General features: G+C 72.8%; 20 protein-coding genes. 9 read left to right on the top strand and 11 right to left on the bottom strand.

What is annotated here, in order from left to right; translation table 11 throughout:
- Positions 1-114: 114 nt before the first annotated feature.
- The gene (locus tag B4N89_RS09765; RefSeq protein WP_078975499.1) at positions 115-1,416 is read right to left on the bottom strand and encodes an extracellular solute-binding protein; all 1,302 of its coding nucleotides are present in this window, start codon (positions 1,414-1,416) and stop codon (positions 115-117) included.
- A gap of 367 nt (positions 1,417-1,783) precedes the next feature.
- Between B4N89_RS09765 and B4N89_RS09770 the strand changes: the two genes are divergently transcribed.
- The 6 genes from B4N89_RS09770 (at position 1,784) to B4N89_RS09795 (ending at position 7,333) form a co-directional block, all read left to right on the top strand.
- On the top strand, positions 1,784-2,527 hold the full coding sequence (locus tag B4N89_RS09770) for a GntR family transcriptional regulator (protein WP_101897280.1): 744 nt from the start codon (positions 1,784-1,786) through the stop codon (positions 2,525-2,527).
- A 353-nt stretch (positions 2,528-2,880) separates the two neighbouring features.
- Complete coding sequence (bioD, locus tag B4N89_RS09775) at positions 2,881-3,606, top strand: dethiobiotin synthase (RefSeq protein WP_078975500.1); 726 nt, start codon at positions 2,881-2,883, stop codon at positions 3,604-3,606.
- Between the two features lie 5 nt (positions 3,607-3,611).
- A complete protein-coding gene (gene bioB / locus B4N89_RS09780; protein WP_078975501.1) occupies positions 3,612-4,655 on the top strand; it encodes a biotin synthase BioB in 1,044 nt (347 codons plus the stop codon).
- A gap of 135 nt (positions 4,656-4,790) precedes the next feature.
- The gene (locus B4N89_RS09785; protein WP_078975502.1) at positions 4,791-6,482 is read left to right on the top strand and encodes an acetolactate synthase; all 1,692 of its coding nucleotides are present in this window, start codon (positions 4,791-4,793) and stop codon (positions 6,480-6,482) included.
- 23 nt (positions 6,483-6,505) lie between these two features.
- Positions 6,506-7,069, top strand: a complete 564-nt coding sequence (locus B4N89_RS09790; protein ID WP_078975503.1) for a GNAT family N-acetyltransferase — start codon at positions 6,506-6,508, stop codon at positions 7,067-7,069.
- A gap of 69 nt (positions 7,070-7,138) precedes the next feature.
- A complete protein-coding gene (locus B4N89_RS09795; RefSeq protein ID WP_078975504.1) occupies positions 7,139-7,333 on the top strand; it encodes a hypothetical protein in 195 nt (64 codons plus the stop codon).
- 93 nt (positions 7,334-7,426) lie between these two features.
- Here B4N89_RS09795 and B4N89_RS52560 read toward each other — a convergent pair whose 3' ends face one another.
- The 6 genes from B4N89_RS52560 to B4N89_RS09825 all read right to left on the bottom strand — a co-directional run bounded on the left by B4N89_RS52560 (position 7,427) and on the right by B4N89_RS09825 (position 12,880).
- On the bottom strand, positions 7,427-8,722 hold the full coding sequence (locus tag B4N89_RS52560; protein ID WP_107504184.1) for an HD-GYP domain-containing protein: 1,296 nt from the start codon (positions 8,720-8,722) through the stop codon (positions 7,427-7,429).
- A 5-nt stretch (positions 8,723-8,727) separates the two neighbouring features.
- Positions 8,728-10,131 (bottom strand): HD-GYP domain-containing protein, encoded by a 1,404-nt coding sequence (locus B4N89_RS09805; protein ID WP_078975505.1) that lies wholly within the window; start codon positions 10,129-10,131, stop codon positions 8,728-8,730.
- Positions 10,132-10,311: 180 nt separating this feature from the next.
- Positions 10,312-10,629: a mycothiol system anti-sigma-R factor gene (rsrA, locus tag B4N89_RS09810; protein ID WP_078975506.1), complete on the bottom strand. Its 318-nt coding sequence runs from the start codon at positions 10,627-10,629 to the stop codon at positions 10,312-10,314.
- Positions 10,626-11,351 carry a sigma-70 family RNA polymerase sigma factor gene (locus tag B4N89_RS09815; RefSeq protein ID WP_235618548.1) on the bottom strand — a complete coding sequence of 242 codons (726 nt, stop codon included), beginning with the start codon at positions 11,349-11,351 and terminating at the stop codon, positions 10,626-10,628. The genes rsrA and B4N89_RS09815 overlap by 4 nt, the downstream gene beginning before the upstream one ends.
- A 58-nt stretch (positions 11,352-11,409) precedes the next feature.
- On the bottom strand, positions 11,410-12,048 hold the full coding sequence (locus B4N89_RS09820) for an alpha/beta family hydrolase (RefSeq protein WP_235618549.1): 639 nt from the start codon (positions 12,046-12,048) through the stop codon (positions 11,410-11,412).
- 61 nt (positions 12,049-12,109) lie between these two features.
- Positions 12,110-12,880 carry an SOS response-associated peptidase gene (locus tag B4N89_RS09825; protein WP_078975508.1) on the bottom strand — a complete coding sequence of 257 codons (771 nt, stop codon included), beginning with the start codon at positions 12,878-12,880 and terminating at the stop codon, positions 12,110-12,112.
- A 69-nt stretch (positions 12,881-12,949) separates the two neighbouring features.
- Between B4N89_RS09825 and aroA the strand changes: the two genes are divergently transcribed.
- A complete protein-coding gene (gene aroA, locus B4N89_RS09830) occupies positions 12,950-14,227 on the top strand; it encodes a 3-phosphoshikimate 1-carboxyvinyltransferase (protein ID WP_078975509.1) in 1,278 nt (425 codons plus the stop codon).
- 13 nt (positions 14,228-14,240) lie between these two features.
- Entirely contained in the window at positions 14,241-15,296 is a 1,056-nt protein-coding gene (gene rsgA / locus B4N89_RS09835) for a ribosome small subunit-dependent GTPase A (RefSeq protein ID WP_078975510.1), read from the top strand.
- Positions 15,297-15,329: 33 nt separating this feature from the next.
- Here the strand turns inward: rsgA and B4N89_RS09840 are convergent, their stop codons facing one another.
- Positions 15,330-15,845: a DUF2231 domain-containing protein gene (locus tag B4N89_RS09840; protein WP_078975511.1), complete on the bottom strand. Its 516-nt coding sequence runs from the start codon at positions 15,843-15,845 to the stop codon at positions 15,330-15,332.
- Positions 15,846-16,124: 279 nt separating this feature from the next.
- On the opposite strand from B4N89_RS09840, the gene B4N89_RS09845 reads away from it, so the two are divergent.
- Positions 16,125-16,901: a DUF4097 family beta strand repeat-containing protein gene (locus B4N89_RS09845; protein WP_078975512.1), complete on the top strand. Its 777-nt coding sequence runs from the start codon at positions 16,125-16,127 to the stop codon at positions 16,899-16,901.
- A 74-nt stretch (positions 16,902-16,975) separates the two neighbouring features.
- On the opposite strand, the gene B4N89_RS09850 is transcribed toward B4N89_RS09845, so the two are convergent.
- The 3 genes from B4N89_RS09850 to B4N89_RS09860 form a co-directional block, all read right to left on the bottom strand.
- Positions 16,976-17,521, bottom strand: a complete 546-nt coding sequence (locus B4N89_RS09850) for a DUF2087 domain-containing protein (protein WP_078975513.1) — start codon at positions 17,519-17,521, stop codon at positions 16,976-16,978.
- Positions 17,522-17,594: 73 nt separating this feature from the next.
- Entirely contained in the window at positions 17,595-18,284 is a 690-nt protein-coding gene (locus B4N89_RS09855; RefSeq protein ID WP_078975514.1) for an HAD family hydrolase, read from the bottom strand.
- 90 nt (positions 18,285-18,374) lie between these two features.
- Positions 18,375-18,863, bottom strand: a complete 489-nt coding sequence (locus B4N89_RS09860; RefSeq protein ID WP_078975515.1) for a hypothetical protein — start codon at positions 18,861-18,863, stop codon at positions 18,375-18,377.
- Between the last annotated feature and the right edge of the window lie 116 nt (positions 18,864-18,979).

The following is an 18,979-nucleotide window of genomic DNA, read 5'->3' on the forward strand; positions in this document are numbered from 1 at the left end:
GCCGGGTGGGCCGGGCCGGTCCCGCCGCGGAGGAGTACCCCGCGGCGGGAGCCGACCGTTCGGCCGGACTGTTCATCACCCGATCCGCTCAGCGGTTCGGGCGGGTGTCGCGAATCAGTTCTTGGTGTTCAGCGTCTTCTCGATCGACGCGTTGGCTTCCTTGCCGGCCGCGGCCGCGTCGCCACCGGTCATCACCTTGGTGAGGTACGCCTTGATCGGGTTGTTCTCCTCGACGGAGGCCCAGTTCGGCGAGTTGGGGGTGGCGAAGCCGTTCTTCGCGCCCTCCATCATCGCCGCGCCGCCCGGGTCGGCGGTGACGGCGCCGCCGAGCGTGTTCTTGTTCGGGAGCTGCTTGGTCGCCTGCGCGAGCTTGGTCTGCCACTCGTCGCTGTTGATCAGCTTGATGACGTCGTAGGCCAGGTCCTGGTTCTTCGACGCCTCGGGGACCATCAGGTCGGAACCGCCGGTGAGGGTGGCACCGGCCTTGCTCGCGTCCTTGCCCGGGATCGGGAAGAAGCCGAACTTGTCCTTCAGGGCCGGGTTCGACTTGATGATCGTCTCGGCCTCGCCGGGAACGGCGATGAACTGGGCGATCTTGCCGCCGTCGGCCGCGACGACCTCGGGCTGGGTCTTCTCGTCGCCGTCCTTGGCGGCCTTGCCGAGCGCCTGGAGCTGCTTGTAGAAGCCGGCCGCGGCGACGGCCGGGGCGCCGTCGAGGTTGGCCTTCCACGCGCTGCCGGACTTGGTCGCGAGGTCGGCGCCCTCGTCCTTGAGCAGGCCGGAGTAGAAGTACCAGTTCTGACCGGGCAGGTAGATGCCCTGCTGGTCGCCGGTGTTGAGGCGGGTGGTGACGTCGAGCCACTCGGCGCGGGTCTTCGGCGGCGTGGTGATGCCGGCCTTCGCGAAGAGGTCCTTGTTGTAGATCACGACACGGTTGGCGGCGTAGAACGGGATGCCGTAGGTCTTGCCGTCGACCTTGCCCGGGTCGGACAGGCCGGTCAGCCAGTCCTTGCCACCGAGCTCGTTGACCTTGGAGCTGAGGTCCTTCAGGCCGCCCGAGGCGCCGTACTGGGCGATCTGGGTGTTGCCCGCCTCGACGACGTCGGGGGCGTCGTTGCTGGCGAGGGCGCCGGTGATCTTCTGACCGATACCGTTCCACTGCTGGATCTGCACGTCCAGCTTGGCGCCCGGGTGGTCCGCCTCGAACTTGGTCTTCAGCGCGGCGATGTAGTCGTCGGGGGCGGAGCCCTTCATCAGCCAGACGCGAACGGTCTTGCCGTTGCCCGCGGCCGGCGCGCTCGCGCCCGGTGCCTTGGTTTCCTTCTTGTTGTCATCGCTGCTGCTGTCGGATCCACAGGCGGCAACACCGGTCAGCGCCGCCGCGACACCGGCCGCGACGAGAAGACGACGCTTCACTACATCCTCCTCAGGATGTCGGGCACCGCAGTTCGGTATGAAGTCGTCGATATTCGCCCGTCGGATCCGTGAGGTGCGCGGACCGACCGAGTCCCCCACTGGGGAGGGGACTCGAAATGGGAAAACACCGACGCCCCAGGGACGAGGGTTGCGCGGTGACCATCAATGGTTTAGACCATTTCGGAGGTTGGCATAGACCAATTGGGGTGTCAAGGTTCCGTAGACGGCGAAGGCACGCCGTTATCGGACCGACATCCGCGCTCCTGGTCCTGGGGGGATCGGTGGTCGTGCCACGATGGGGACCGAACGTGTCAGGAGGGCACCGGTGACGGCGGAACACGTGATCACGACCACGGCGGACAGTGCGATGGCGGGAGGCGACGCCGGCCTCGAGCCGAGCGCTCGCGTGCCCAAGTACTACCGCCTCAAGCGCCATCTTCAGGAGCTGACCAACACCCAGCCACCGGGCACGCCCGTGCCACCCGAGCGCACCCTCGCGGCGCAGTTCGACATCTCCCGCACCACCGTGCGCCAGGCGCTTCAGGAACTGGTCATCGAGGGGCGCCTCGAGCGCGCCCAGGGCCGGGGCACCTTCGTCGCCAAGCCCAAGGTGGCCCAGAGCCTGCAGCTGACGTCGTACACCGAGGACATGCAGGCCCAGGGCCTGGAGCCGACCTCGCGACTGATCGAGATCGGCTACATCACCTGCGACGACCACCTCGCGGAGCGGCTCGCCATCCGGCCCGGCAACCGCGTGTTGCGGATCGAGCGACTGCGGCTGGCCAACTCCGAGCCGATGGCGATCGAGACCACCCACCTGTCCACCAAGCGCTTTCCCGGGTTGCGCAAGCACCTGGCCAAGCACAACTCGCTGTATCGAGCCCTGTCGACCGGTTTCGACGTGCACCTCGCCGAGGCCGAGGAGACCATCGAAACCGCGATGGCCACCCCGCGCGAGGCCGGACTGCTCGGTACCGACGTGGGCCTGCCGCTGCTGCTGCTGTCCCGACACAGCTTCGACACCGACGGCGAACCGGTCGAATGGGTGCGATCCGTCTACCGCGGCGACCGGTACAAGTTCGTCGCCCGCCTGCGCCGCCCCCAGGAATGAGCCGGTGAGCGCGCCGTGAGCCCGCCGGCGGTCCTCCCCCACACATGCCATCGGCCGGACGGCCCGGGCCCACCCGGACCGTCCGGCCGATCGCCGGAGGATTGCCGTTCACTCCCACAGCCCCGTGCAGGGGGCCACTCGTCCGGTGTCGTGCGCGGCCCCGCCGGACCACGCGCGCACCACCTCCATCATGCCTCGCCGCCACACCCCGACGTCGGGGCCACAGGTCCACGAACCGCGGGCCCAAGGTCCCCGGAACGTGCCTGCGCTCCGCCGCCGGGCGCCGCGGCGTGCGGTGCCGGGCGTCGTGGTGCCCGGCGGGTGGCCGAAGGCACGCCCTACGCTGGACCGTCATGAGCGTTCTCGTGGTGACCGGCACCGACACCGGGGTGGGCAAGACGATCGTCACGGCGGCCGTCGCCGCCATCGCCGCGGTGCGCGGCGGCTCCGTCGCGGTGGTCAAGCCCTCGCAGACGGGCGTGGCGCCCGACGAGCCGGGCGACCTCGCCGACGTGCGGCGCCTGGCCGGGGTGACCGACCTGCACGAATACTCCCGCTACCCCGACCCGCTCTCCCCCGCCGCCGCCTCGCGGGTCTCGGGCCTGCCGCCGGTGGACCTGTACGGGGTCGCCGACCGGGTCCGCACGCTGGCCAAGGAGACCGACCTCGTGGTGGTCGAGGGCGCGGGCGGCCTGCTCGTGCGCTTCGACGACGACGGCACCACGATCGCCGACCTCGCGCACGAGCTGCGGGCGGGCGTGCTGGTGGTGGCCCGGCCCGACCTCGGCACCCTCAACCACACCGCGCTGACTCTGGAGTCGTTGGCCCACCGGGGGGTCGACCTGGTCGGCGTGGTGATCGGCGCCTGGCCGAAGGAGCCCGACCTGGCGATGCGCTGCAACGTCCGGGACCTGGAGACGCTGGCCGCCCGACCGCTGGCCGGCGTACTGCCCGCCGGCGCCGGTTCGCTGCACCCGGCCGACTTCCTGCTCACGGCCCGCGCGAGTCTCGCCCCCGCCCTGGGGGGTACCTTCGACCCGGCCGCGTTCCGCGCCGCACAGGATCCGACCGCAAGGTGAGCCACATGACGGAATCCCTCGACACCGCCCTCGACGACCGTACGCAGACCGGGACCGACGACATCCTGGCCGTGGCCCGACACCAGGTCCTGGAGCAGGGTCGCGGCCTGAGCGCCGAACAGGTGCTGGCCGTGCTGACCCTGCCCGACGACCGGCTGGAGGAACTGCTCCAGCTCGCGCACGAGGTGCGGGTCCGGCACTGCGGGCCCGAGGTCGAGGTCGAGGGCATCGTCTCGGTCAAGACCGGCGGTTGCCCCGAGGACTGCCACTTCTGCTCGCAGTCCGGTCTGTTCCCCTCTCCCGTACGGGCCGCCTGGCTCGACATCCCCTCCCTCGTGGAGGCGGCGAAGGAGACCGCCGCGACCGGCGCCACCGAGTTCTGCATCGTGGCCGCGGTGCGCGGCCCGGACGCGCGCCTGATGAAGCAGATGCGCGAGGGCGTCGCGGCGATCCGCGAGGCCGTGGACATCAACATCGCCGCCTCTCTCGGCATGCTCACCCAGGAGCAGGTCGACGAGCTGGCCGACATGGGCATCCACCGCTACAACCACAACCTGGAGACGGCGAAGTCGTACTTCACCAACGTGGTCACCACCCACACGTGGGAGGAGCGCTGGGACACCCTGCGGATGGTGCGCGCGGCGGGCATGGAGGTGTGCTGCGGCGGCATCGTCGGCATGGGCGAGTCGGTCGAGCAGCGCGCCGAGTTCGCCGGCCAGCTGGCCGAGCTGGAGCCGGACGAGGTGCCGCTGAACTTCCTCAACCCGCGCCCGGGCACCCCGTTCGCCGACCAGAAGGTGCTGGAGCCGCGCGAGGCGCTGCGGATCATCGGCGCCTTCCGGCTCGCCCTGCCCCGGACCATCCTGCGCTACGCGGGCGGCCGCGAGATCGCGCTCGGCGACCTCGGCACGCGCGACGGCCTGCTCGGCGGGATCAACGCGGTGATCGTCGGCAACTACCTCACCACCCTGGGCCGCACCGCCGACGCCGACCTGGCCCTGCTCGACGAACTGAGCATGCCGGTCAAGGCACTCAACCAGACCCTGTAGCCACACCGCCCGCCGCCGGCCCCCACCGACCCCGGGGGCCGCCGGCGCCGGCCCCTCTACTGCCCGCCGGGCGCGCGCGGATAGGTTTCCCCCGGCACACGAGGGTGGCGGCGTCTACGGCGACGGAGGCCGGGCATGCGCGCACGACGAGGGGCCGGCGGCCGGGGACCCGCGAGCGGGACGGTCGAGGGGCACGGTGGCGCGCTGGCGGTCGCCGCCGCCCGGGCGCACGGGATCGACACCATGTTCACCCTGTCGGGAGGCCACGTCTTCCCGCTCTACGACGGCGCGGTCGGCGCGGACCCGGCGCTGCGGGTGATCGACGTACGGCACGAGCAGACCGCCGTGTTCGCGGCCGAGGCGACCGCCAAGCTCACCCGCCGGCCGGGCCTGGCCGTGCTCACCGCGGGCCCCGGCGTCACCAACGGGATCAGCGCGGTCGCCACCGCCTGGTTCAACGGCTCGCCGATGCTGGTCCTGGGGGGCAGGGCGCCCGCGTTCCGCTGGGGCTCGGGCGCGCTCCAGGAACTCGACCACCCGCCGCTGCTCGCGTCGATCACGAAACGAGCGGCCACCGTGCACGACACCGACCGGATCGCGGCCGAGGTGGACGCCGCACTGGTCCTGGCGAACAGCCCGCACCGCGGCCCGGTCTTCCTGGACGTGCCGATGGACGTGCTCTACGACCGGGCCGAGGTGACGCTGCCCGCCGCCGCGCGGCCCGCGCCCGTACTGCCCGACCCGGACCTGGTCGCGGAGATCGCCGACCTGCTGGTGCGCGCCGCCCGCCCGGTCCTGGTGCTCGGCCAGGACGTGTGGATCGGCGGCGCCGAACACGCCGCCCGCCGGGCCGCCGAGACGATCGGCCTGCCGGTGGTGGCCAACGGCATGGGCCGGGGCGTGTTGCCCGCCGGCCACCCGCTGCTCGCCGGTCGGGCCCGGGTCGGCGCGCTCGGCGGCGCCGACCTGGTCCTGGTGGCGGGCGCGCCCCTGGACTTCCGGCTGTCCTACGGCGGCTTCGGCGGGCAGGGCGGCGGGCCGTCCGCCCGGGTGGTGCACCTGGCCGACGCGCCGCCCGAGGCGACCCCGCACGGGCACTGCGCGGTACGCGCCTGCGGCGACCTGAGCGCCCTGTTCGACGCGCTCACCGCGGCGTGGGAGCGGGTCGGCCGGGTGGGCATGTACCGCGAGTGGGCCGCCCACGTGCGCGCCGCGGCCCGCACCGCCGCGCAGTCCGACGCGCCGCTGCTCGCCGGCGCCGGCCGGCCGATCCATCCGGCGCGCGTGCACGGCGAACTGCTGCGCCTGCTCGACGAGGACGCGGTGGTGATCGGCGACGGCGGCGACTTCGTGTCCTACGCGGGCAAGTACATCGAGCCCGCGCGCCCGGGCGGCTGGCTGGACGCGGGCCCCTACGGCTGCCTGGGCACCGGCCTGGGCTACGCGCTCGGCGCCCGGCTGGCCCGGCCCTCGGCGCAGGTGGTGCTGCTGCTGGGGGACGGCGCGGCGGGCTTTTCGCTGATGGACGTGGACACCCTGGTCCGGCATCGGCTGCCGGTGGTGCTGATCGTCGGCAACAACGGGTGCTGGGCCCTGGAGAAGCACCCGATGCGGATGCTCTACGGCCACCATGTGGCCGCCGACCTGGCGCCGAGCACCCGCTACGACGACGTGGTGCGGGCACTGGGCGGCGCGGGCGAGACGGTCGCCCGACCGGAGCAGATCGCCCCCGCGCTGCGCCGCGCGTTCGCCTCCGGGGTGCCGTATCTGGTGAACGTGCTCACCGATCCGGAGGCGGTCTATCCACGCTCGACCATGGGGGTGTGATTCGCGGCGTAAACTGGACGGCTATGAATCCCCCTGGCTCCGCCGCCGCGGCCCGACCCCACGACCACCATCCCGCGCCGACCGGCGTCCGCATCCGCCAGGCCCGTCCGGAGGAGTACGACGCGGTCGGCGAGGTGACCATCGCCGGCTACGCGGGCCTGGTCGCCTCCGACCAGGACTACGTGAACGACATGCGCAAGGCCGCGCACCGCGCGGAGAACTCCGAACTGCTCGTGGCCGTGGACGAGCACAGCGGCGAGATCCTGGGCACCGTGGCGTTCGTCCTGCCCGGCAGCGCCTACGCGGAGGTCTCCCGCGAGGGCGAGGGCGAGTTCCGGATGCTCGCGGTCGCCCCGGCCGCGCGCGGGCGCGGCATCGGCGAGGCGCTGGTCGAGGCGTGCCTGGAGCGCGCCCGCAAGTACCACTTCACCGCCGTGGCGATCTCCACCGTGTGGGACATGCGCGCCGCGCACCGGCTCTACGGCCGGATGGGCTTCCACCGCGCGCCCGAGCGGGACTGGTGGCCGGCGCCCGAGGTGGAGCTGATCTGCTACCTCAAGGACCTGCGCGAGACCCCGCAGGGCTGACCGCGGCCGGCCGTCGCGCCCAGGGGTGTCCGGTCGGGCCGCCGGGGGCCCAAGCCGTAATCTACGGCCGTGACCACCATTGCAGCCTTCTGCGACCACTGCGGCGAGCAGCTCGCCGGCGCCGCGCACGACGACTGTGCGCGGCGCCGCGAACTCGAGCCGCCGCGCTACTGCGGACGGTGCCGGCGGCGGATGACCGTACAGGTGACCCCGCGCGGTTGGACCGCCAAGTGCGTCGAGCACGGAGTACTCACCTCGTCCTGACCGCCCCCATCACACCCCGACCGCTGCCCCGGGCACCCGCCCGGCCCCGACCGACACCACCCGCGGTCACCCGCGCCCACCTCGGGCCGGCGCTCAGCCGGCTCGTTCGAGCACCTGTGCCAGTGCCTCGACCACCCGGGGGTCGTAGGCCCCGCCGGCGTCCGCGCGCAGCCGGGCGAACACCTCGCGCCGCGCGCCGAGATCGTCGGTGGACGCGAGCAGGTCGTCGTAGGCGTTGGCCACCTTGATGATCCGACTGGCCAGGGGCGGCGGCGGCGCGGCGCTCTCGTCGCGATACGGATCGGCCTGCGCGGCCACGATGCTCGCCACCCGGTCGAGTACGCCGCTCTCCCGGATCACCTCCGCGCCCAGCCGGGCGATCCGACGCTGTTCGGCGGCGGGCAGGTCGAGCGTGGTCCCGCCGGGCACCGGGTCGGCCAGCGCCAACTGCCCGATGTCGTGCATCCGCGCCGCGTAGGCCAGTTCGCGCAGCTCCACCTCGCCCAGCCCCAGATCCACCCCGACCGCGTGGGCCAACTCGCCCACCCGGTTCGCGTGTCCGGGCGACCCGCACCCCGCCGCCTCGGGCAGCCGGGACAGCGCGTCGACGGTCTGCCGGTGCACCTGCCCGATCGCGGCGCAGCGCCGGAAGGACAGCAGCACCAGCAGCGACGGCAGGCAGAACACCGGCACCGCCCACAGTCCCAGCACGCCGGTGGACAGCGCGATCAGCATCCCGGTGGCGCCCACGGCGGTGCCGATCCCGGCCGGCCCGCCCGGGCCCGCGCCGAACGCCCGCAGTTCGGCCAGCAGCGCGGGACAGAACGGACCGCCCACCCGGACCATGGCGACCACCACCGCGTCGCACAGCGCGGTCAGCAGCACCACCAGGACCAGGAACGTGCCGTACGCCCAGCCGCGCGCCATCACCGGATCGAGCCCACCCGCCGCGTACAGCGGCCGGAACAGCGTCGCGGCGAACCCCGCCGCGAGCAGGCGCCGGGCCACGTACTCGGGATCCGGTGCCCGCCCGCGCACCACGTGCGGCAGCGTGCCCGCGAGCAGCGCGACGCCGACCACCGCGACCACCTGGAGCACGCCGTGCCGGGACACCGTGCCGTGCACGTCCGGCAGCAGGGCGTAGGCCAGCGCGCCGGCCGCGCCCAGTGGAGCGCTCTCCCGGCTGCCGAGCTGCGTCACCCGGGCCGCCTCGCCGACCGCGATCACCACACCGAACACCAGCGCGTACCAGGGCTGCACCACGCCCCGGGCCGCGGTGCCGGCCACCGCGGCCACCGCCACGAACGCGCCCAGCCCGAGTACGAGCGTGCCGGTATGCGCCCGCAGCCGCGCGGCCGGACCGCCCGGCGCGCGCCGGACCCGGGTCACCGCGATCACGATCCGCCGCCCACTCGCTCGCGCGCCACCGAATGGGTGTCCGAGGCCCCGTCCCGGCAGGCGTCCGAGGAGGTGCCCGCCGAGGAGTGCTCCGGCCGGTTCACCGCACGCGGCCTCCCGCGCGGCGCGGGCACCCGGTCCCGCCCCTCCTCCTCCGGCCAGCCGTGTCGGTCCAGTGCCTCGGCCAACGCCTCGACCATCCGCGGGTCGAACTGGGTCCCGCTGCATCGGCGCAGCTCGGCCATCGCCGCGTCGGCGCCGCGCGCGGGCCGATACGACCGGGTCGAGGTCATCGAGTCGAACGCGTCCGCGACCGCGATCACCCGCGCGAACTCGGGAATCTCGGCGCCGGCCAGACCCGCCGGATAGCCGCGTCCGTCCATACGTTCGTGGTGGTGCAGGATGCCCGCGTGCGCCTCGCCGAGAAACGTCAGGTCGGCCACCATCGCGGCACCGGTCACCGGGTGCCGCTGCATCTCGCGCACCTCGTCGGGGTCCAGCCGCCCCGGCTTGGTCAACACCCGGGTGGACACCCCCAGTTTGCCCACGTCGTGCAGGATCCCGGCATAGCGCAGGCTGACCACCCGGTCCTCGCGCATGCCGAGCCGGCGGCCGATCAACACCGAGGCGCGGGCCACGCGTTCGCTGTGGCCGCGGGTGTAGCCGTCCTTGATCTCCACCGCCCGCACCAGGGTGCGCACCGTCGCCTCGTGCGCCGCCCGCTCCCGGGCCAGTTGCACGTAGGCCCAAAAGGCCACATACAGCGGGAGCAGCACCAACACGGCGGCGAACACGCCCAGTCGCCGCTGCCACAACACCGCCATCATCAGCGCTATCGGCACCGAGCCCAGCCGCCAGCCGGCCGAACGCACGAACACCTCGCGCAGCACCTGTAGTCGCACGGCGCCCTCGGCCACCCCGACCGAGACGGTGTCGAACAGTCCGCACATCAGATAGAGCGCCACCCCCGCCGCGGCCGGCGGCACCAGGCCCTCGGGCAACTCGGCGGCGGACGGATACCGCGATCCGTCCAGGAGTTCGTACACCCCGGCGGCCACCGCGACCGCGAGCACCAGATGGGCGGCGTGGGCCACGCGGGTGGCCATGGTCGCGGTGCGCGACCGCGCGATCAGCACCCCGGGCACCACGACGGCCGCGGCGGGCCCGGCGGGCAGCAGCAGCACCCCCGCGCACACCAGCGGGAAGAGCACCCCGTCGGGGGCGCCGCACAGACCGCCGAGCCGGGCGCGGGCCACGGCTCCGAAGACGACGAACAACACCGCCAGCGCGCCCAGTCGGTCGGGTTCGGCACCGGCCCACGGGAGCAGGACGAGCGCGGTCACGGACCCGCCCATCACGATCCCGACGTGGATCCGGGCGCTCGGCGGCAGCGTGCGCATGCGACTCCTCGACTGGTCGCTCGGACCACCGAGAATAGGCCGCCCCGGGAACGACGAAGGGGCGCATGCCCGGTTTGTCCCGACCATGCGCCCCATTTTTAGCCCGATGGAGTCAGTGGATCCGCGCGCCTCGACACTCCGTTCGAGTCGGCGATCCGCTCCCTCCGGAGCCCCCTCGGGTCAACGACCCGGTCGCTCCAGCTCGATCGAGGTCTCCTCGACCGAGACCCGCTGGGCGTCGACCTCGACGCGCACCAGCTTGATCCGCTCCAACACCTTGTTGCGCAGCTCCGAGGGGACCTCGTCGCGGCCGCAGCAGCGGTGCACCAACTCCTTCACCTGCTGCTCGAGGCCGTACTTGTCCAGACACGGCGAGCACTCGTCGAGGTGGGTGCGGATGCTGGTGCAGTCCGCGTCGGCCAACTCGTTGTCGATGTACTCGTACAGGTGCCCCAGGATCTCGGAGCAGTCCACCTCGTGGTGGTCACCGCAGCTCATGAGTCCGAGCCTTTCCGGTCGGTGCCTGCGGGGACGAGGCCGCGCTCGCGGGCGTAGTCGGCCAGCAGATCGCGAAGCTGGCGACGCCCGCGGTGCAGGCGCGACATCACGGTCCCGATGGGAGTACCCATGATGTCCGCGATCTCCTTGTACGCGAAACCCTCGACGTCGGCGAGGTACACCGCGATCCGGAACTCCTCGGGAATGGCCTGGAGGGCCGTCTTCACGTCGGAGTCGGGCAGGTGATCGAGTGCCTGCGCCTCGGCCGAGCGCAGTCCGGTGGACATGTGCGACTCGGCGCGGTGCAGCTGCCAGTCCTCGATCTCCTCCGCATGCGATTCCAGCGGCTGCCGCTGCTTCTTGCGGTAGGAGTTGATGAAGGTGTTGGTCAGGATGCGGTACAGCCAGGCCTTGAGGTTGGTGCCCTCTTTGAACTGATGGAACGACGCGTACGCCTTCGCGAACGTCTCCTGGACCAGGTCCTCGGCATCGGCCGGGTTGCGGGTCATCCGCAGCGCCGCCGAGTACAACTGATCGAGGAACGGCAGGGCGTCCCGCTCGAACCGCGCGTCTTGCTGCTCCAAGGTCTCCGTTACGAGACCCACCTCCTTCAGGCCAGGAGTCGACGATATCGCCCGAGGCTGATCGGTGCCCGCACCCCACTCGGGCCAGGCGAGAAACGGTGCCTCGTTTCGGACAACCGAACCGGCGGCCTTGAGCATGGGAGCGACCTCCACTCGTCGACGCTTGACAGTGGTGGGAACACGTCGCCGGGGCGGATCATTCCCGGGTGCTCGGCACCGTCAACCAATCGCCCACACCGGCTGTGATCAGCGCCAACGCGGCTTCCTGGGTGATCTCGGCGCGCTTGGGCACGGCGAATCCGTGGTCCGCGAAGGGCACCGGGAGCACGGTCGGACCGTCCTTCGGAAACTCGTTCGGCGCACCGAACGTGTCCCGTTCGCCCTGCACCACCAGGGTCGGCACGCCCGCCCCGAGCAGTTCAGCCAAGCGCGAACGCTCCGGCCGACCGGGCGGGTGCAGCGGGAAGGCGAGCGCCACCACGCCGGCGACCCCGGTCCGCGCGGCGGTGCGGCACGCCACCCGGGCGCCGGCACTGCGGCCTGCCCCGAACACGGGCAGGGCCTCGGCCGTGTTGCGCCGGGCGATCTCCTCCAGCACCGGAAGCCAGCCCGCGTCCAACGTCTTGGGCGCCGGCGCGAGCCGCCGTCCGGCCACCCGCCACGGCTGCTCGACCAGGGCCACGTGCACCCCGCGCGCGGGCAGCGCGGCGGCGAGCGCCACCAGGTCGCGCGCCTCGATCCCGCCACCCGCGCCGTGGCTCGCCACGAACCAGGCACGCGCCGGCGCGGTCGCCCGGTGCAGCGTCACCCGAGCGGTGCCGGGCGCGGTGGCCACCTCGAACACCTCGGGCGGAGCGACCGCCGCGGGGGCGGCCGGTTCGGCGGGGCCGGCCGGTTCAAAAGAGCGTCGCGTCAACGGTGACCTCGTCCGGGGGAATCGCGTCGAGCAGGTGGGGCGCGTTGTTGCGCACGTTGTTCACGTCCGTGGACACCGGGTGCGCCGTCATGAACCCGGCGGGCGGCGGCACGAGCAGCCCGCGTATCTCCTCCGGCTCGGTCCAGGCCGGGTCCAGCCACCCGTCCCACTTGTCCCGGGTCAGCACCAGCGGCATGCGCGGGTGGATCCGGGCCAGCTCGGGCTCGGCGTCCAGAGTCAGGATGGTGCACGTCCACAACCACGCGAGCGGGTCGTCCTCGGCCCGTCCGCGATCGCGCCACCACTCGTACAACCCGGCGAAGGCGACCTCGGTGCCGTCCGCCGCGTGGATCCAGTACGGCTGCTTGCGCGAGCCGCCCTTGGGGCCGTCGGGCGCGGTCTCCGGGGTGTGCCACTCGAAGTAGCCGTCGGCCGGCAGCAGGCACCGCCGCGCGGCGAACGCCTTCCGATAGGCCGGCTTCTCGTGCACCGTCTCGGAGCGGGCGTTGATCATCTTCGCGCCCATGCCCGGGTCCTTGGCCCAGGACGGCACCAGGCCCCACTTGACCGACCGCAACTGCCGGGTGGGCGCGCCGCCGGACTCCACCGGGCGCTCCAGGACCGCGTACACCTGCTTGGTCGGGGCGATGTTCCAGTCGGGCGGAAGCTCGTCCGCCGGATCGAAGCGATCGACCTCGAACATCTCCACGAGGTCGTCGGGGCTCTTGCTGGACGCATAACGGCCACACATGGCGTCCAGGGTGCCACGTACCGAAACGAAATCGGGGGCGGGGCGGCAACGCACTAGGCTTGGTTCGTGATGTCTGCGCTGTGGTCTGCCCCCGTTGCCTCCGCTCCCGTGACCGCCACCGTCGAGGTGCCCGGGTCCAAGTCGGTGACCAACCGCGCCCTCGTGCTGGCCGCGCTGGCCGGCGGGCCGGGGTATGTGCGCCGCCCGCTGCGCAGCCGGGACACGCTGCTGATGGCGGCCGGGCTGCGCGCGCTCGGCGTGGTGATCGAGGACCGCGGCGACGACTGGTACGTCCTGCCCGGGCGGCTGGCCGGCCCGGCCGTGGTGGACTGCGGCAACGCCGGCACGGTGATGCGCTTCCTGCCGCCGGTGGCCGCGCTCGCCGCGGGGCCGGTGCGCTTCGACGGCGACCCGCGCTCCTACGAGCGCCCGCTCGACGGGGTGATCAACGCGCTGCGCGACCTGGGCACCCGGATCGACGACGAGGGCGAGGCCCGGCTGCCGATGACGGTGCTGGGCGGCGGCGGGGTCGAGGGCGGCGTGGTGCGCATCGACGCGTCCTCCTCGTCCCAGTTCGTCAGCGCGCTGCTGCTGTCCGGGCCGCGCTTCAACCTCGGCGTCGAGGTCCGGCACACCGGCACCTCGGTGCCGTCGATGACGCACATCGCGATGACCGTGGACATGCTGCGCGCTGCGGGCGCGCGGGTCGACGACGGCGAGCCGAACGTGTGGCGGGTCGCCCCGGGCGCGCTGCTCGGCCGCGACATGGTGGTCGAGCCGGACCTGTCCAACGCCGGCCCGTTCCTGGCCGCCGCGCTGGTCACCGGCGGTTCGGTGACCGTGCGCGACTGGCCCGAGCACACCACGCAGCCCGGCGACCGGCTGCGCTCGATCTTCACCGCGATGGGCGGCTCGTGCCGGCGCACCCCGGCGGGGCTGACCCTGACCGGCGGCGGGGCGGTGCACGGCATCGAGGCCGACCTGCACGACGTCGGCGAGTTGACCCCGGTGATCGCGGCGGTGGCGGCGCTGGCCGACGGCCCCAGCCGGCTGACCGGCGTGGCCCACCTGCGGCTGCACGAGACCGACCGGCTGGCCGCACTGGTCAAGGAGATCAACGACCTCGGCGGCGACGTGAACGAGATCGACGACGGCCTGGAGATCCGCCCGCGCGCGCTGCACGGCGGGGTCTTCCACACCTACGACGACCACCGGCTGGCCACCGCCGCGGCGGTGCTCGGCCTGCTCGTCCCCGGCGTGGAGGTGGAGAACGTGGCCACCACCGCGAAGACCCTGCCCGACTTCACCGGCATGTGGACGCGCATGCTGAGCGCGCGCCGCGGCTGAGAGGCCGGGGACGATGGCGGGACTCGGCTCCAACCGACGCAAAGACCTCGACGAGGACGACATCCGGATCCGTCCGGGCAAGCACGGCTCACGCCCGCGCACCCGGACCCGGCCCAAGCACGAGGACGCCCGCGAGGGCCGGGTGCTGACCGTCGACCGGGGCCGCTACACCTGCCTCCTGGAGGACGAGGACGCGCCCGACCGCTCGATCACCGCGATGAAGGCCCGCGAACTGGGCCGCAAGGGCGTCGTGGTCGGCGACCGGGTCGCCATCGTCGGCGACCTCAGCGGCGGGGAGGGCTCGCTGGCCCGGATCGTCCGGGTCGAGGAGCGCCGCAGCACGCTGCGCCGCACCGCCGACGACGACGACCCGTACGAGCGGATCATCGTGGCCAACGCCGACCAACTCGCGATCGTCACCGCGCTGGCCGACCCCGAGCCGCGCCCGCGCCTGATCGACCGCTGCCTGGTCGCCGCCTACGACGCGGGCCTCGAACCGCTGCTGGTGCTGACCAAGGCCGATCTCGCCTCCCCCGACCCGCTGTTGGAGATGTACGGCGCCCTGGGCGTGGAACACGTGGTCACCAAGAGCGAGTCCGCGTGGGACCTGGACCCGATCCGGGCCCGGTTGGCCGGCAAGGTCACCGTCTTCGTCGGGCACAGCGGCGTCGGAAAGACCACCCTGGTCAACGAGTTGGTGCCGGAGCACCGGCGCGCCACCGGTCACGTCAACGAGGTGACCGGCCGCGGGCGGCACACCACCACCTCCGCGCTGAGTCTGCGGCTGCCCCCGTTCGCGGGCGCCACGGACGCTCCGGGCGCCGACCGGGGCTGGGTCGTCGACACCCCCGGCGTGCGCTCGTTCGGTCTCAACCACGTCGACCTCGGACGGGTGATCAACGCCTTTCCCGACCTCGCGGCCGGCACCGAGGGCTGCCCGCGCGCCTGTTCGCACGACGAGCCCGACTGCGGGCTCGACGCGTGGGTCGAGGCCGGGCACGCGGACCCGGCCCGGCTCTACTCGCTGCGCCGGCTGCTGCGCACCCGCGAGCGCGACGAGGGCGACTGACCCGCCGGCCGGGGGCGCCCCGGGCGCGCGCGGTCAGCGCAGCGGACCGCTGCTGTTCTTCACCGTGTCGTGCCACACCGCCTTGGAGCCCGACTCGCCCACCCGCACCACCTGCACCACCGCGAGCACCGCGGCGGCGAGGGTCAGTACGGCCACGATCGGCACCACGATCGGCGGTATCGTCCGCGGCCGGAAGGTGGCGGCGGCCCGGTGCCGGGCGACCAGGAGCAGGACCAGCGTGACGCCGAGCAGGCCCAGGGTGTACCAGAGCATGTCCGCACCACGGTCCACGTGCGTCTGCACGGCGGCGGCGCGTTGGCCGTCGGAGAGCCGGTCGAGCCGGGCGAGCAGCTCCTCGCCGCTCTCCTTGGCCACGAAGCAGGTCAGCGCGGCGACCGCGTCCAGCCCGACCACCCACCAGCCGGCGCGCAACAACCAGGGCCGCCGGGCCGCCACAAGCACGCTCGCGACCGCCGCCGCCGGAACGACGACCACCGCCAGGTGCACGACCAGGACGTGAACGGGCAGGCCGGAGACGGTGTCGAACATGAAACGGTTCTCCTGAACGGTCGGGGAGCGCGGGGCAATCGGGGAGGGCAATCGAGCGGGGCCGTCGGGCGTCGGGGGGAGAGAACGACCCTCGCACAGATCAACGGCTCCCAGAGTGCCCGGGTTCAGCCGCCGTCGAACACCCGCCCCGCCGGGCCGGTCACCGTCCGCGCAGGGGGGACAGCCCTACCCCGGGTTCGGGTGACCGCCGGATGCCGGCCCCGGGACGCTCGCTCATACAGTTTGGGCAGCTTCGGATCACCTGTCGGGGAGAGTGTCATGAATAGGCCGCTTCGGACGTCATTGATCTTCTTCGGTGGGCTGCTCACCATCGGAGGGATCCTGATGGCCGCGTGGACCGGGCTCGCCCTGCTCTCCAGCCACGACGTCCGCGATCACCGCGACTTCGCGCTGTCCACCGGCGACCTGATCATCGACACCGACGACGCCGGTGTCACCATCGAACCGGGCGCCGCGGGGACGATCAGCGTGGACAGCAAGATCACGCACAGCATCAACGGCGCGAAACCTTCCTGGAGCCTGGTCGGCAACCGCCTCAAGCTGCGGCTGAACTGCCCGGGCTTCATGCATGTGGAGTGCGACGGGTCGTACCGGATCAAGGTGCCGCTCGGCATCCCGCTGGAGGTGTCCTCGGACAGCGGCGGGATCTCCGCCAGCGGACTGCGCCAGAACATGAGGTTCAGCACGGACAACGGCCACATCGACGTGTCCGAAAGCACCGGGAACCTGCAACTGTCCACCGACAACGGAGGCATCACCACCTCGCGGGTGCGCGCCGACACGGTCGTCGTCGACACCGACAACGGCGGGGTACGGCTGCGCCTGGACACCGCGCCGACGAGAGTGAAGGTGACCACCGACAACGGCGGCGTGCGGGTCACCGTGCCCGGTGACGAGAACACCTACCGGGTGAGCGCCAAGAGCGGCAACGGCGGCATCGACAACGAGCTCGGCGACGACCCCCGGGCGAACCGCTCGATCGAGATCCGCACCGACAACGGCGGCATCACCGTCGACCGGGCTCCGGCTCGCTGAGCCGCGGGTCGCGGGTTGCGGATGTCCGACGGGGGGATATCCGCGACCCGTCCCGGCCCCGGCCGGACGGCGGATCAGACCACGAACGATCCGCCCGTGCGCCAGTACACTCCGCCCTCGCGGCCCAGGAAGCCCTCGTCCACGAGATGTCTGCGCAGCGCGGCGTGGTCGTCCATGAAGCGGCGCAGGGTCTCCACGATCTCCGTCTCCTCGTAGCGCACGCCGGGTTCGAAGCTGCCGGCGATGTGGTCGAGCACGACCAGGCGCTTGGCCCGCTGTACGGGCAACTGCCGGATTCGGCCGCGCGCGAGGTAGGTCCGCAACACGGCCGCCTCGGCGGGGCCCCGGTCGGCGAACGCGTCGTCGGGCTCCTCGCCGATCCCCGCCGCCGCCTGGGCCAGCGCCTCGGGACACGCGTGCCACCCGTCGCCGGCCCGCGCGGCCAGGCCCACCGATTCGAACCGGGCCAGCACCTTGATCGTCTCCCGCAGCGGCAGGCCGGCCCGATCGGCGATGTCGGAGCTGAGATGGGCCTCGAGGACCAGTGCGGCGAACACCTTCAATCGGGCGTCGTCGGCGAGGAGACGGAGCAGTTCCGCAGGTTCGTCGGCCGGACCCATGTCCCCAGGGTAGGACGTGGCGCCCCGGCCGGGACGGGTTGACCGAACAGGATCACCCGGATGCGCGCGGGGCTCAGTCGCCGCGCACGCCCAACTCGTCGATGTGCGCCAGCAGGTCGGCGGGCTCGTCGTAGACCCGGAAGGCGTGTGCGCGTTCCAACTCGTCGGCGCCGTAGCCGCCGGAGAGCAGGCCCACGCCGAGCGAGCCGGCGCGGCGGGCGGCGAGCAGGTCCCAGATGCTGTCGCCGACCACCACGCACTGGGCGGGGTCGACGCCGAGCTTGGCCGCGCCGGCCAGGAACAGGTCGGGGTCGGGCTTGGCCCGCGCGACCTCGTCGCGGGTGACCATCGGCAGGTCCGTCGGCGCGCCGAGCTTGGCCAGCATCGGCTCGGCCCCGGCCCGCCGGCCGCTGGTGGCGATGGTCCACGGGATGCCCACCTCGGTGAGGTGGCGCAGCAGTTCGGGGGCGCCGGGCAGCGGCTTCACGAACGGCACCCGGGCGGCGTAGTGGCGCCCGTGCGCGTCGGTCAGCGCCTCGACCTGCTCGGGCGACAGGTCGATCCCCGTCTCGCGCTGGATGCCCCGGACGAACAGGCCGCCGCTCATCCCGATCTTGCGGTGGATCCGCCACATGGCCAGGTCGATGCCGGCCTCGCCGAGCGCTTCCTGCCACGACATGACGTGGTGGTAGACGCTGTCGACGAGGGTCCCGTCGAGGTCGAAGACGAAAGCCGGCGGACGGGAACGCACAAGATCGGTCATGCCGGAAAATCTAGCCCGTAGCCGGCCGCCGGGGTCGTCCCCGCCGCATCCCGGACACCCGGCGCGCCGCGCGGTGCCGGGCGCGCCGGGTCACTTCCGCGTGATCTGCCCGGTCGCGGACTTGCTCGGCACCGGCGGCGGGGTGCCCGGCTTGGCCGGTATCGCGAGCGCGGTCCTGGTCTGGGTGGGGATGGCCGGCGCGGGTGCGGCCGGGGTGCCGAGCCGGCTGCGCAGCCGCTGGCGGCGCCGGCCGAGGGATCGGGTCGCGGCCGGACTGGCCCGGCGCACCTCCTCGGGCAGCGCGAACCACACCTCCACCACGGCCAGCGCCTGCGGGCGCTCGCCGGCCCGCTCCAGCAGGTCGGCCGCGCGCTCGTAGGTCCAGGCGGTGCGCATCTCGGCGCCGACGCCGTGCAACAGCGTGGCCAACTCGCGCAGTTCCTCGCGGTCGAAACGGTCCTCGAGCGCGGTGCCCTCCAGCGTCCACCCGTCCAGACTTCGACGCGGTTGGACCAGCCCCGGTCCCGGTACGGGCTCCCTGCCGTGTGTTGCCCTGCGCCCGACCCCGAACAGTGCCATCGCGGTCCCGCACCCCCTCCGCCGTCGACTCGTACCCGTAACACGCGCCCGACCGATGAACGGTTGTCGACTGTCGCCGTTCGCGCTTCCTTTCTGCATAACGAGCGTACGAGGCC

Origin of the sequence: Embleya scabrispora (assembly GCF_002024165.1) — a bacterium.
Lineage (GTDB): Bacteria > Actinomycetota > Actinomycetes > Streptomycetales > Streptomycetaceae > Embleya > Embleya scabrispora_A.